The sequence below is a fragment of the Streptomyces sp. NBC_01233 genome, assembly GCF_035989305.1.
In the GTDB taxonomy this organism is placed as follows: Bacteria; Actinomycetota; Actinomycetes; order Streptomycetales; family Streptomycetaceae; genus Streptomyces.
The window spans coordinates 7,243,041-7,256,516 of the sequence record NZ_CP108514.1 but is presented as its reverse complement, the minus strand read 5'-3'; the positions used below and the strand labels follow the sequence as shown (position 1 = coordinate 7,256,516).

At 68.8% G+C, this 13,476-nt stretch carries 13 protein-coding genes; 11 read left to right on the top strand and 2 right to left on the bottom strand.

Annotated features, from left to right (window positions below; all coding sequences use genetic code 11):
• Nucleotides 1-140 precede the first annotated feature (140 nt).
• From OG332_RS34025 to OG332_RS33975, 11 genes are all read left to right on the top strand, one after another.
• Nucleotides 141-1,583, top strand: coding sequence for a site-specific integrase (locus tag OG332_RS34025; protein ID WP_327417038.1), 1,443 nt, complete (start codon nt 141-143; stop codon nt 1,581-1,583).
• Nucleotides 1,583-2,368, top strand: a complete 786-nt coding sequence (locus OG332_RS34020) for a hypothetical protein (RefSeq protein WP_327417037.1) — start codon at nt 1,583-1,585, stop codon at nt 2,366-2,368. Before OG332_RS34025 ends, OG332_RS34020 begins: the two co-directional genes overlap by 1 nt.
• The gene (locus OG332_RS34015; RefSeq protein ID WP_327417036.1) at nt 2,365-3,336 is read left to right on the top strand and encodes a hypothetical protein; all 972 of its coding nucleotides are present in this window, start codon (nt 2,365-2,367) and stop codon (nt 3,334-3,336) included. The genes OG332_RS34020 and OG332_RS34015 overlap by 4 nt, the downstream gene beginning before the upstream one ends.
• A complete protein-coding gene (locus OG332_RS34010) occupies nt 3,333-5,051 on the top strand; it encodes a hypothetical protein (protein WP_327417035.1) in 1,719 nt (572 codons plus the stop codon). Before OG332_RS34015 ends, OG332_RS34010 begins: the two co-directional genes overlap by 4 nt.
• Before the next feature lie 65 nt (nt 5,052-5,116).
• Nucleotides 5,117-6,220, top strand: a complete 1,104-nt coding sequence (locus tag OG332_RS34005) for a tyrosine-type recombinase/integrase (protein ID WP_327417034.1) — start codon at nt 5,117-5,119, stop codon at nt 6,218-6,220.
• A 17-nt stretch (nt 6,221-6,237) separates the two neighbouring features.
• Nucleotides 6,238-6,582 (top strand): helix-turn-helix domain-containing protein, encoded by a 345-nt coding sequence (locus tag OG332_RS34000; RefSeq protein WP_327417033.1) that lies wholly within the window; start codon nt 6,238-6,240, stop codon nt 6,580-6,582.
• A complete protein-coding gene (locus OG332_RS33995) occupies nt 6,579-8,993 on the top strand; it encodes a site-specific integrase (protein WP_327417032.1) in 2,415 nt (804 codons plus the stop codon). The genes OG332_RS34000 and OG332_RS33995 overlap by 4 nt, the downstream gene beginning before the upstream one ends.
• 107 nt (nt 8,994-9,100) lie before the next feature.
• Nucleotides 9,101-9,643, top strand: coding sequence for a hypothetical protein (locus tag OG332_RS33990; RefSeq protein WP_327417031.1), 543 nt, complete (start codon nt 9,101-9,103; stop codon nt 9,641-9,643).
• Nucleotides 9,640-10,248, top strand: a complete 609-nt coding sequence (locus OG332_RS33985; RefSeq protein ID WP_327417030.1) for a hypothetical protein — start codon at nt 9,640-9,642, stop codon at nt 10,246-10,248. Before OG332_RS33990 ends, OG332_RS33985 begins: the two co-directional genes overlap by 4 nt.
• Nucleotides 10,249-10,397: 149 nt before the next feature.
• The gene (locus OG332_RS33980) at nt 10,398-10,865 is read left to right on the top strand and encodes a hypothetical protein (protein WP_327417029.1); all 468 of its coding nucleotides are present in this window, start codon (nt 10,398-10,400) and stop codon (nt 10,863-10,865) included.
• 1 nt (nt 10,866) lies between these two features.
• Complete coding sequence (locus tag OG332_RS33975; RefSeq protein ID WP_327417028.1) at nt 10,867-11,349, top strand: hypothetical protein; 483 nt, start codon at nt 10,867-10,869, stop codon at nt 11,347-11,349.
• A 257-nt stretch (nt 11,350-11,606) separates the two neighbouring features.
• Here OG332_RS33975 and OG332_RS33970 read toward each other — a convergent pair whose 3' ends face one another.
• Both OG332_RS33970 and OG332_RS33965 read right to left on the bottom strand, forming a co-directional pair.
• Complete coding sequence (locus OG332_RS33970; RefSeq protein ID WP_267011536.1) at nt 11,607-12,299, bottom strand: transferase; 693 nt, start codon at nt 12,297-12,299, stop codon at nt 11,607-11,609.
• A 35-nt stretch (nt 12,300-12,334) separates the two neighbouring features.
• A complete protein-coding gene (locus OG332_RS33965; RefSeq protein ID WP_327417027.1) occupies nt 12,335-13,387 on the bottom strand; it encodes an NAD-dependent epimerase/dehydratase family protein in 1,053 nt (350 codons plus the stop codon).
• Nucleotides 13,388-13,476: the final 89 nt, after the last annotated feature.

Genomic DNA, 13,476 nt, shown 5'->3' with positions numbered 1-13,476 from the left:
GCGGCCTGGGCCAGGTTCTCGGACGCGAAAAGATCACTTATCACTGCGCTTTAACCTCGTCTCTTTAGACGGTAGAAGAGGAGTGCAACTAGCTTTCTATTCAATCTACTTGAGTGCGTCTCATTGCCTATGGTGTAGGCATGTTGCTGACCTGCTTCACCCGGGACGGCTGGGAGTCCTGGGACCTGGGCCGGGAGCCCCTCATTCGCCAGGACATGCCGGTCCTGATTGATGACGACCTTCGATTCGAAGACGAGCACGGCCCCCGCCCCACCGTCGCGGTGAACGCCTGGCTCCGCGAACTCCCCATCAGCGGGGTGCCGGCCGCGAAGTCCTGGCGCTCGTACGCGCAGGCCATGCGATCTTGGCTGGAGTTCCTGGCCTCCCGCTCCATGCATCCCTTCGCGGAGCGCGCAGACCTGCGGGCCGCACTGGGCGCCTTCGCGGAGTACCGGCTGGCCGGCCCAGTCGAAGCCCGGTGGGACGGCGCCACCTGGAACCACCGCGTCAACGTGATGTCCCGCTTCTACTCCTGGGCCGTCGACAACGACCACTGCACGAAGGTCCCGTTCACGTACGCCATGGGCACCCGCTACAGCAGGGAGGCCGGCGCGATAGAGGCACGCCGCAACACCGCCACCGTCCGCCGCGCGAAGCCCCACGTGACGATGAAGTACTTGGAGCCGGAGTTCCGGGACACCTTCCTCCGGGCCCTGGCCGGGTTGGACCCGGACGGCGTCCCGGACGACTCCTTCCGCGGCCGAGAACTGGCCCGCAACGCCGCCGTGGGCGGCCTGGTCACAGCCAGCGGCCTGCGCGCACAGGAGTTCACCTACCTGCTGACCTACGAACTTCCCTCCCTGCCCGCACGACGGACCCCGGTCCCGGTCTGGTTCCCGCTTGCCGAATCCACGACCAAGGGACAAAAGGCACGCGCCACCTGGACCAGCCACCAGGCCCTGGCCGATGTCCACCAGTACGTCGAGCTGGACCGAGACGCCGCCGTGACCCGCGGCCCCCACCGGCCTCCGGCCCGCCTCGGGTCGCCGCTGTTCATCGAAGCACCCGACCACGAAGGCGCCCGGATCAACGGCCACCGCACCCGGTGGCGGCACCTCTTACCGGCCGAACGCCTCCGCCTGGTCAACCCCGACGGCACGTCACCAATGGTCGCTGTACAGTCCACCGGCCGCCCCTTCGTGGACTGGGACACCGTCCTCCGGCGCACCTCCCAGCGCATCCGGGAACGCTACGAACCCCGATTCCCCACGGTCCACGCCCACACGCTCCGCCACACCTTCGCGATGGAGACCCTGGAGGCCCTGGTCCAGGGCTACTACCAGCGGGCCGCCGCGCTGATCACCGAAACCGGCGGAGACGGCGGCCTGGCCCTCTACCTCACGAAGACGGACCCGCTGATGATCCTTCGGGATCTCCTCGGCCACTCCTCCGTCACGACCACGGAAATCTACCTCCGGCGCCTGGACGTCCAGCGGATCTACCGCGACGCCTACACCGCCGCCGGGCGCACGAACCATGACGCCGAGGCAGAGGCTGCCGCAGAGTTCGGAGAGGACACCTGATGCCCGCCTACCTGCACCACGACCCCGTGCGGGTCGAATTCGTCTTTCCCGACGGGACCCGGTACACGGCACGCTTCGACGGGACCGCGAACGACCAGCTGGCCGCCGAGCCGGCCGCCGCCTTCCCCGCCCTGGTCCACCCCCACGGAAGGATCGGCACCCGGAAGACGGCACTGCACTACGCCTCCTACCTCCGGGGCATGGTCCGTTGGCTGGCGGCGGAAGGGTTCACGGGCGGCCTGTCCCAGCTGACCCGCCCCCTTCTGTTCCGGTTCTGGATGGCTGTCACCGTCCAACACGCAGACCTGTCGCGCTCCCTGCTCCGCGCCGCCCACCAGGTCAGCGGCACCCTGCCGCCGGATGTCGTCCCGTACCTGGACGGGAAGCTGATCAAGGCCCGCCGTCGGCCGGATCCTCTCCCCCCGTACACGGAGGGAGAGTGGCAGCGCATCACCGAAGCCCTGCAGCAAGTGGTCGAAGAGAGCTGGGCCGACCACCGCCGGGCCCTGGTCGAGGCCGCTAGAGGCGAGGATCCGCGAGTGGCCGGCCTCACCCCGCCCAACATCGCCCGGGAACTCCTCCAGCACGGGCCCATGTCCAGCAAAGCGTTCGCCGGGCACATCGGATGGCACCGGCACCGGGTTGATGCGGCCAAGACGCTGGCCCCCGTACGAGAGGCGCCCTGTATCCGGCGGCCGCCACCGCCGCCGCGTACCGCCTTCTCCTCGGCGTCTACAGCGGGGTGGTACCAGACGGCCTGTCCGGCCTTGGAATCAGTGACGTGACGTGGGCCGGAGACTCCTCCATTCTCCTGGACTACGTGAAGGGCCGGCGCGGTCCGGAGTCGGTCAAGCTCACCGGCCGAGCGGTCCGCCTGATCGAACGATGGCTGGAACACTCGGCCCTCCTGCGCAAGCACGCCCGCCCCGAAGTCCGCGACGAACTCTGGCTCCGGCTCCGGGCGAATCGCTTCAAGGCCGAGTCAGGCGGCCACGGGTACGTCGTCAGCGGACCCGACCCGGACGGGACCAACCTGCGGGCCAAGGACACCGGGCTGGTGGCCCGCATGGGACTGTTGGACGACACCGGAAAGCCGTTGCAGCTTCACCCGTCACGTATCCGGACAACCTACTTGAACACCCTGAGCCGCAAGGGATGGACGGGGAATACGGCCATCGACCCCAACCACTCCGCCGCCGTGGAGGGGGACCGATACCTGACCGCGCAGACCCCGGCTCAGATGGACGCAGTAGAAGCGATCATCGAGGAGAGCCAGGCGGACATCCTCCGGCGTGCCCTCCCCCCAACGGTTCTCACCCAGGAAGCGGCCGCCCGCGCGGCCGCCGACCTCCCCGCGGAGGCGGCCCGGCTCGGCCTCACTGACGGTGCCCTGTCCGAACTACTGACCGGGGAACGCGACGTGTTCACCGCGTCGTGCAAAGACCCCCTGTCCGGCCTCCACGGGCCCGCAGGAAAGCCCTGTCCGGCCCGGCCGTGGGTGTGCCTCCTGTGCCCTCTCGCCGTGTTCATGCCCCGCCACGCGGCCAACCTGCTGCGGCTCCGCGCGTTCTTCGCCCGGCAGTACCGGCAGATGACCACCGCCGAATTCGTCGCGGTGTTCGGCCCGTACGCCGACCACCTGGACCGGGAGGTCCTGCCCGCGTTTCCGCCCGCCGTGCTGGAGGCCGCGGCGGCCGCCGTGGCCGACACCGACGACCAGATTCCCGTCCGCCCTGAGGAGATGACCGTATGACGACGCCCAGCATTCTTGCGGCCGCCAGCCGCCGGTCCCCGTTCTCAGGACTGGACGTCTGTACGGTTGCCCAGCTGGAGATGCCACCCGGGAACTGCGGCCCCCTGTTCGATGACGACCTATGGGATATGACGGGACTGGCCCGGGCCCCGAAGTCACTCACCCTCACCGCCCTGCGCTGGGACTTCCGCCGGATCGTGAACCCGGCGTGGAGGACCGTAGCGAAGGAGATGATCCTGGCCCTCCTGGCACCGCAGGATGAGCACGTGACCGTGCTGCCGCACGCGTTCCGCAAGCCCAAAGCGGTCAGCGCGGTGTACGGACAGATCAGCAGTATGGCCCTCTGGCTGAACTGGCTTCATACGGAAGGCGTCCGCACCCTGGCTGACGTCGACCAAAACCTTTGCGACCGTTACATGGCCTTCGCCTCCCGCAGCACCAGGCACGGCAGGACCATCCAGCCCTCCACGCTCTTGAACCTTCTCCTGTCTGTGCAGTACCTGGCCTTCTACAACGGTCTGTTCACCCACGACGCCTACGCCCCCGGATTCACCCCCTGGGCGGGCCGGTCCGTATTCGAGGTGGCCGGCGCGAAGAAGCAGGCTGGGAACCTCTCCGGGCCGGTCCCGGACCACGTCTTCCAGCCGATGATGGCGGCCGCCCTGTGGGTGGTCGAAACCCTCGGCCCCTACGTCGCGGAGGAGATCGAGCGCGCGCAGGCCCGGAAGGAGTCCCGCCCCACCATCGGCATCCGGTACTCCCTCTCCAAGCGGGACAGGGACAGGTTCGCGGAGCACCTGAATGCGTGCGTGCGTGACGGTGTGCCGCTTCCCCAGCTGGACAGGGGGTCGATCACTCAGCGGGTCCGGAGCGGGGTCTGGTCGCTTTCGGACCCGCTTCTGGAAGTAAACCTGGACCAGCTGGGGAGGGATGCCGGGGTCAGCAAAGAGATTCAGATCGGGCCCCTGGAGGTGCTCCGCCCGCTGATCGAAGAGGCCGCGGCGAAGGTAGGCGTGGCGGCCGTCCACGGTCGCGGTGCCGCCCTGGTCCAGCGGGCGGACGGGAACGGCGCGGCGCCGTGGACGCTGCCACTCAACTACCGGCAACTTCGAACCCTCGGCAGTCTCGTACAGGGGGCCTGCCTGGTCGTCACGGCGGCCCTTAGCGGGATGCGGGCCAGTGAGCTGGCAGAGCTGTCCACGGACTCATGTCTCCCGCCCACCCCCGCGTACAGCGGCGCCATGCGCTACCGGCTGGCGTCCCGACTGATCAAGGGCCAGGAGTTCGGCGGCGTCCCGGAGGAGTGGGTGGTGATCGAAGAAGCCTGGCGGGCTGTCGGCCTGGCCGCACGGATCGCCCAGCGGGACGGATCCTTGAACGGGGCCCTGTTCGGCAGGAAGAGGTCGGCCTCGGCCGACATCTACATTCAGTTCCGGACCTGGGTCAACGGCCCCGAAGGCGGCCGCCTCGGACTGGCACCGATCCCGGACGGCCCCGTGAACGCACGGAACCTCCGCCGCACGCTGGCCATGGCGCTGGCCAACCGGCCCGGCGGTCTGATCGCCGCGAAAATCCACCTTAAGCATGTGCACGTGGCCACCACCGAGGGCTACGCGAAGGCTCGGGAATTGCATCAGACGGGCGAGAAGTCGCAGGTCGCCAGCTCGGGGCGAGGGCCTGATGGACTCCAACGCTACTACGAAGTGGCCTCCTGATCAGGAAGTTTGCCAGACAGAGCCCATCTGATGCAGGATTTGCCCTCCAGAAGGGATGGTCTGGAGTGGCGCAAGAGCGGAAGGTGGCCCTGGCCGGGGCGGCTCATCTGGAGCTCGTCTCCGGGGTGATCCAGCTGCGTCCGGAGGACGCGATGGTCGATGCGATGCTGCGGGGCTGGCGGGCCCAGCAGATGTCCCGGGGTTTGAAGGAAGGCACGATCGCCGGGCGGGAACGGCTGATCCGGCGCTTCCATGAATTCACCAACGAGTACCCGTGGTCGTGGCTGCCGGGCCACATGGACGAGTGGTCAGCCTCGCTGACGGGCGAGAAGCACCTGGCACCGTCCACGATCCGCAGCTACCAAGGCGACGTTCGGCAGTTCACAGAGTTCCTCATCGACGGCCGCTACGGCTGGGGGCCGGTCTGCGAGGACGCCTTCGGGACCCATCCCGTGGCGATCTGCCACGAGTGGAACACCATCGCCCACCTCAACGACTACGAGGGCGACCCGGAGGCCAGGCCGTTCACCCGGGAAGAGCTGCAGCGGTTCCTCGACTACGCCGACGACCAGGTCGAACGCGCGGTGAAGTCCAAGCGCAAGGGCGCCCTCGCTGCCTACCGCGACGCCACACTGTTCAAGGTCATCTACGGGTGGGGTCTGCGTCGGACGGAGACTTCGAAGCTGGATGTCGTCGACTTCGGCCGCAACGCGAAGGCGCGACAGTTCGGCCGGTACGGCACGCTCAACGTCCGCTACGGCAAGGCGAAGAAGGGCCAGCCGCCACGGCGCCGGAACGTGCTGTCGGTGATGGACTGGGCGGTGGACGCGGTCCAGGACTATGTGGAGAACGTCCGGCCGCGGTTCGGCTGCGAGGACCATCCGGCGTTGTGGGTCACTGAGCGGGGAGGGCGGGTCAAGCCCTCCGAGATCAACGCCCGGTTCGTGGCCTACCGGGACGCGTTGAAGCTCCCGAAGGAGCTCGTCCCCCACTCAATTCGCCACTCGTACGTCACGCATCTGACCGAGGACGGGGTTGACCGTCGGTTCATCCAGCAGCAGGTCGGCCACGAGTGCGACAGCTCCACCGCCATCTACACGCACGTCAGCGACGACTTCATGAACACTGCCCTGAGCAAGGCACTTGCCCCGGCGTTTGCCGGAACGTGACGAGGAAGGACCCGACGATGGCCGCCAAGCTCGACTACCAGTGGCACCTGCGCAAGATCATGGCGGACCGCGGGATGTTCTCCACGACCGACCTGATCGTTCCGCTGAAGGAACGCGGCATCACACTGTCCTCCAGCCAGGTCTACCGGCTCGTCGTGGACCGGCCCGAGCGGCTCAGCTTGAAGATCCTCATGTCCTTGCTGGACATCCTGGACTGCACGATGGACGACCTCATCGAGCCGATCGCAACGGCCGGCGCCGTGAAGAAGCCGAAGAAGGCGGCGGCAGGCGGGGCACCCGCCGCCGAGGGAGTCGGTGACCTGCGGCCCAAGCGGGCCCGGATCGCACCGGTGGACCGTTGAACGGGTACGCGGAGGAGGTTCTGGCCGACCCGGTCGGCATGGTCGTGCGGCTGGTCGGAAACGTCGAGCGGCACCTGGACGCCGACCGCGTCCGCGAGATCGTCTGCACGGTGATGCGTGAACGAGCCGGTCGTCGACGCCTCGCCCAGGCCCTGCATGACGATCCGTCGCTGCTGCGGACCGGACGGCCTCCGGCCCCTTTCTGCGTCGCGCGGTTGCTGATGGCTCTTCGCGAAGCCGGCGCCCAGGACATCGCGCTTCCCCGCTGCGGTGAGTGCGGCCGCGGACGCCCCTACGTGGGCAGCCGCACCGGCGGCCGGTGGGGATGCTCGCCCTGCTTCGACAAGCCAGCCGTCTGCGCGGGCTGCCGCCAGCAGCGGCGCGTCGTCAGCCGGGACCGCCACGGCGACCCTCGTTGCGCAAAGTGCCCGGATATAAACGGCGATCCACTCGCCGAACTCACCAGACTCATCACCGCCGTCGATCCCGTGCTGACCGCCGACACTGTTCGATCAGCCCTCGAGCGCGCCACCGTCCGAACGGCAGGCCGGCGACGTCTGGCCTGGGCGGTCATCGCCCAGCCCGACCTGCTGACCGGCGCAGGCTACGACGCCCCGACCCCCGCCGTCCTGCGGTTCATCAGCGAACTCGTCCAAGCCGGGGCCACGACGGTGGTCAACCCGGCCTGCTTCCGCTGCCAGGAGGTCAAGGCACTGTCGAAGCTGCTAGACGGCAAACGGGTCTGCCGCAACTGCTTCGCCCGTAACTCGGCCGTGCCCTGCATCCGCTGCGGTGCCGTCCGCGAGCCCGCCGCCCGGGATGCCGAAGGGCACCCGCTCTGCCCCAACTGCCTCGTCAGCGACCCCGTCAACCTGGAGGAATGCTCCGGCTGCGGGCGCCGCCAGACAGTCGCCGTCCGCCTTCCCGATGGACCCCGTTGCGCCAACTGCCGGCCCAGGACCGCCACCCAGTGCGGCATCTGCGGACGGACAGCAGCCTGTGAGATTTCCCGGGTCACGGACGAACCCTGGTGCAACCGGTGCCAGCTGCGGTGGACACCCTGCAGCAGCTGCGGCACCGTCGACCACGTCCGCGGCGGCACCTGGGACGCGCCTTTGTGCGCGAAGTGCACCAACCCGGATCCGGACTTCTGGGGCCGCTGCCCGGTCTGCCGCACCACATGGCAGCTCAGTACCCGCCCCTGCCAGCGATGCACGCTCGACCAGTTGGTACGCGACCTCCTTGGCGGCAACACCGGCACAGTCCGGCAGGACCTCGTCCCCCTCTACGAGGCACTGTCCGGAGCCGAACGGCCCACCAGCACCATGTTCTGGCTATCGGGCTCAAAGGTCAGCATCCTGCTCCAGCAAATCGGGCGCGACGAACGACCCGTCACGCACGAAACGCTCGACGAGCTGCCCGCGAGCAAGGTTCTCGCGCATCTCCGCAGCGTCATGGTCGCCACCGGAGCACTGCCGGCCCGCGACGAACGCCTCGTCGCCCTGGAGGGCTGGATCACCGCGGCAGTCCAGGCCCGCACCGACCCCACCGAACGCCGGATCCTGCACGGATACGCAAGCTGGCATCACCTGCGGCGACTCCGACGACGCCTCGGCAAGGAACACACCACCCATCTCCAAGCCCTGAACGTCCGCTGCCACGTCACCGCAGCGGCCAACTTCCTCGACTGGCTGGCCGGCAACGGCCTGACGCTCAGCGACTGCACCCAGCCTGACCTGGAGCGATGGACCTCAGGCGCCGATGCCACCTACCGGGACGAGACCGGCCACTTCGTCCGCTGGTCGGTACAGCACCACCACGCCCGCGGCCTCACCTACGGCACTACCCGCTGGACGGGCCCCCTCAGCACCATCGACAGCGAGAAACGCTGGTCAGACGCCCGACGGCTCCTCCACGACGACACCCTGCCCACCCCGGACCGCGTCGCCGGACTACTGCTGGTCCTCTATGCCCAGAAGATCGCCACCATCAGCCGGCTCACTGTCGACGACGTCCACCTCGACAACGACACCGTCGCGATCACGTTCGGCACCTCGCCAGTCGTCCTACCCGAGCCGCTGGCCGCACTCGTCCGCGAGCTCGTCGCGACCCGCCGAGGCAAAGCCAAGATCGGAACCCCCGACGACGTCCCCTGGCTGTTTCCCGGCGGCCGCCCAGGACACCCCCTCGGCGATGACCGGATCGGCCAGCGTCTCCACAAGATCGGGATCCGGCCCCGACAGGACCGCTCCACCGCATTGTTCACCCTCGCCGCAGAACTGCCCGCCGCCATCCTCGCCCGGGTACTCGGCGTCCACATCCAAGTCGCCGTCCAATGGCAGAAGGCATCAGCCGGCGACTGGGCCTCTTACGCCGCCGATGTCAGCCGCCGTGTCCCGGAGAACCAATGAAGCTACCCATCACCATCCACCAAGCACGGCTCGGATCCACAGAGTTCACGGTCATCCGACCCGCCCGGCCCCTGGTTCACGCAGTGCTCATCGACCACGATCGGCACTTGGACACCTACCTCGATCAGGACGCCGCCCAGCGAATCGGTGGGCTATGGAAGCTCGCTGCCTCTTCACCGCGCTCGCTGGTCCACCTGCCGATGCGGGGGAACCGTGGCCCCTCCCGCGAGCTGCCAGAAGACGGCACACGGCAGCTTGATCTCGTGCTGCTGCACCACTCGCTCCAGTTCGCACCCTCACGCTGGAAGGAAATACGAGGACGGCTCGGCCCAGGGCGTCCGCAGACCGTGACGCTGCCCGGCCCAGGACACTCCGACGAAGCCGTGATTGATCACGAGGCACGGCACTACCAGGAGAACCGGGATCTGTTCCACCAGCATCTCCACGCCGAGACCCTGTTCATGACCGGCAGCGCGAAGGTGTTCAGGGACACCGTCCGGCACTTCTTCGACGTCGCCCGAAACGGCCCCGGATACGTCTCCGTCCATCCGAGCTACCCGCACTTCTGCACCGAGCTCCACTCCAACGACGGCATTCTCGGCGACGCGCGCGAGATCCACATCGAGTACTGCAACCAGTGGGACTCATGACCCTGACCGACAGGACCCCGCCGACCATGACGTTCAACGATCACCTCCAGCATCTCGTCGAGAGGGCCATCGCATCCATCCCGGCCGCCGACGCCGACGACATCTACGCTGTCTCCTTCCTCATCGACAACGAGGACGACGACCCTCGTCAGCCGACCTTGACGATCGGCTACAACACTGAAACTCAGGCCCGACGCAGCATCCAGGACGCCTCTGACCAGGCAGAAGCCCGCTGGAACTACGCTTTCTGGATCCAGAACGAGCTGACTGTGGTCGGCGACCTGACCAGAGACCCCGCCGGGGCCACAGCTCGCCAGGAGTGGATCACCGAACTCGGACTTTGGTACGACGAGCCGACCGACCTCGCCGACTGGGATTCAGCCATCGGGCCACTCGCCGCGCAGATCGAGGCCCGCTTCAACCAGACCTGCTGCCAGCTCGCCCGAACCCTCCATACGACCGGCATCATCGAAAGATCTGTCGGCCGAACCGTGCCGGTGATCGTCCACGAGCTGGAGTACTACGAGGCGATCGCCCGGCAGACCGAGGCCGCCAACCCGCCCGGCTTCGCCGACGAGTTCACCTCATGGGTCCGCAATGGCTGAGGCATTCGGACAGTTCCAATACCCGACTCCACCATTAGCCCGCGGCCGGCGGCGCACAAGGCATCTTCCTGGCCGAGGTCGGGGAGGAGGAGGCGAAGCACCACCTGGAGCTGACCGCCACCGCGTTCCGGGAGTTCCAGGCCGGCATCATGCCGTCCGGCCCCGGGGCCCGGGACGTGATCGCCGCGTTCACGCACGTGGACGCCGCCCTGGCCGATCACCAGGCCGGGGGACCCAAGGTGATGGGGTCGGACCGGCAGCTGGTCAACCTCCTGCGAAGCCAGTCCCAGTTCCTCCACGCCGGCGCCGCGAACTACTGCTGGTTCAAGGACCCCCATAAGGCCCTGTGCTTGAAGATCGCCGGGGCTTCGGTCACCACGGACTCCAAGCCTATGGCGGGGATGTGCGACTCCGCACGGTGCCCGCAGGCCACCCACCACCCGGTCCACCGGCAGGTGTGGGCCGACAACGCCGAGAGGACGCGCGTGTTCCTCGGCTCCATCCCCCGGGGCCACAAGGCCGAACGGGACCGTGTCCGGGCCGACCTGGACAGGTCGCTCCAGGTACTGGACGAAATCGACGCCGCCGGGACCGGCCCGGCACAGGAAGGAGACTGACGTGGCCCGGATCTCCGAGGAGACGAAGCAGCACAACGAGGGAGCGATCCGGGCCGCGATGGACCGGCTACTCCGGGGTGAACTCCCGCGCGGCGGCCGGTGCGACTTGAAGACCCTGGCCGCCGAGGCCGGCGTGACCCGCACCGGCTTCTACCCTAAGAAGGACCGGGCTGGGAACGAGCGGCCCGGCCCGTACCAGCACCTGGCGGAGGAGTTTGAGCGGCGCGTGAAGGCCGCGCAGGAGGCCGGGGAGATCATCGACCCTCGGGACTCCCAGATAGAGCGTCTGAAGGCCGAAAATGCTGGTCTGCGGGAGCGGCTGGCGGCCAACCGGGACACCATCGCGGAACTGACGGTGTTCCGCACGGTGGCCGTGTCGCAGCTGGCCGCGCAGTACGAGGAAATCGAGCGGCTCCGTAAGGCCCTGGACGGCGCCGGGAACGTCCGCACGTTGCCGCTGAGCGGCCGTACCGGTCCCGCGTAGCCTGGAGTGGCACAACGACCCTCCCAAGTCAGCAGAAGGGGCCCCACCAGGTCTTGGGTTCTGGTGGGGGCCCCTTCGCGTACCCGGGCGGTCAGGCCGCGCCGGGCTGCTGCGCGAGGATCTCCCGGACCCGGGCGCCGGTCTCGGGATACTTCGCCGCGGTGCGGGCAGAGTGGGCACGGCCCCGCTGGACCGAGGCCCACAGGCGGGCCGCCGCCGGGGCGGGAGGTCGGGGCGGGAGTCGGCGGGGACGGCGGTCAGATCCGGCGGGGCTCGATGATCACTTCGGGTGAAGACGACCGTACGACGCTGGCCGGGGGAACGATGGTGCTGCCCATGCAGACGCTCGCGGCGATGGTCGAATGCCGGCCCACGGCAATGCCGGGGCCGAGGGTGATCATGCTGCCGGTCTGGACGTGGTCGCCGATCAGGCCGCCGAACTGGGACGTGGTGCACCGGTAGGGCGGTTCGTCGCCGGGGCCGTGCAGGGCGATCTCCTTGACGGGTACGCGCATGTCGTAGTTCCACAAGCTGATCGCCGCGATCACGAGGTTCGCGGACAGGTGGGCGTCGGTCCCGATGATGGAGTGCCCGACGCCCACCTGGTGGCCGAGAACGGTGTTCTCCCCCAAGAAGGAGTGGGTCACTTCGCACCCGAAGCCCACCGACACGCCGGCGGCGAGGACGGACCGCTTGCGGACGGTCGAGAACTCGTGGACGCGGACCCCCGGCCCGATGATGACGTCTTCGCCGATGATCGCGGTGGGGTGGATCTGCGCGGTGGGGTGGATCCGCTCGGGCACAACCTGTAGGGCGTCGTCGTGGAGGGCGTCCCAGCGGGTGAGGAAGTCGGACAGCTCGAACTCGCCGATCTTGGCGTATCCGGTGGCGTCCAGGCCGGACGCGGCCGGGGGGCGGACGTAGTCACCGATACGGATGGACTCGGGCACCTGGCTTGCTCCTGGTCGTCGTCGGGGCGGGAGGTTCAGGCGGCTTCGGCGGCCTCACGGCGCAGGAAGTCGGGCAGGGCGGCGGGGGTGTTGTCGAGCCAGGCGACGTAGCGGGCCACGCCCTCGGCCACCGTGATCCGGGGCCCCCAGTCCAGGGCGGCGGTCACGCGGGCCGTGCCGGCCGTCCCGCCGAGCGGGTCGCCCTCGGGCAGCGGCCGGTCCTGGAACTCGGCTTCGGGGTAGTGGCGGCGGATGAGGTGAGCCACGTCGGCGATGGACGTGGCCTGGCCGGTGCCGACGTTCAGGATCTGCCGGTCGGCGCCGGGGGCGAGCATGGCCCTGATGGTGGCTTCGGCGATGTCTTCGACGTGGACGAAGTCGCGGACCTGCCGGCCGCCGCCGTTCAGGTGCAGAGGGAGGCCGAGCTTCGCGCGCATCGCCATCCAGGCGACCACCCAGGAGTGCGATCCCTCCTTGACGGTCTGGGGCTCGCCGTAGACGGAGAAGTACCGGACCGAGGTGTGGGAGACGTTGGCCTTGCCCAGCACCAGCGCGGTCTGCGCCTCACCCCACGCCTTCGTGTTCGCGTAGACCGAGAGCGGGGCCAGGGGCTGGTCCTCGTGCCAGGTCTGCACGTCGTGGCGCTTGGGGTCGCCGTTGCCGTAGACGGCCGCCGAGGAGACGAACACGAACCGGCGTACGCGGGCGTTGCAGCGGCGGACCGCGTCCAGGAGGACCTGCGTGCCGGTGACGTTGGTCTGGATCGCGGCCATGGGATTGCGGGTGCAGGCGGCCACATCGGCGACGGCCGCGGCATGGATCACGTAGTCCGCTTCCCGGACGACGTGGTCCATCAGGGTCGCGTCCGCGATGTCGCCCACGATGGTGTCCCGGTCGGTGGCGTGCACGCCGAACAGGTCGGCGTAGACGGCGGCGGGGTAGGCGTCGAGCTTGCCCACGGCGATCACGCGGGCCCCGGCCGCGCGAAGTCGGGCGGTGATGCGGGAGCCGACCAGGCCCCCGCCCCCGGTGACCACCACGGTTGAGTCGGCGAGGGCGGCGGACAGGTCGGCGTCGGTCAACGTCACGGTGGTCTCCTCGGATTCGGCGGAAGGGGGCGACGGGGAGGTTGCGACCGGACCGGCTTGGAACCGCCTCCCCGCCACCCCGGCGGGCA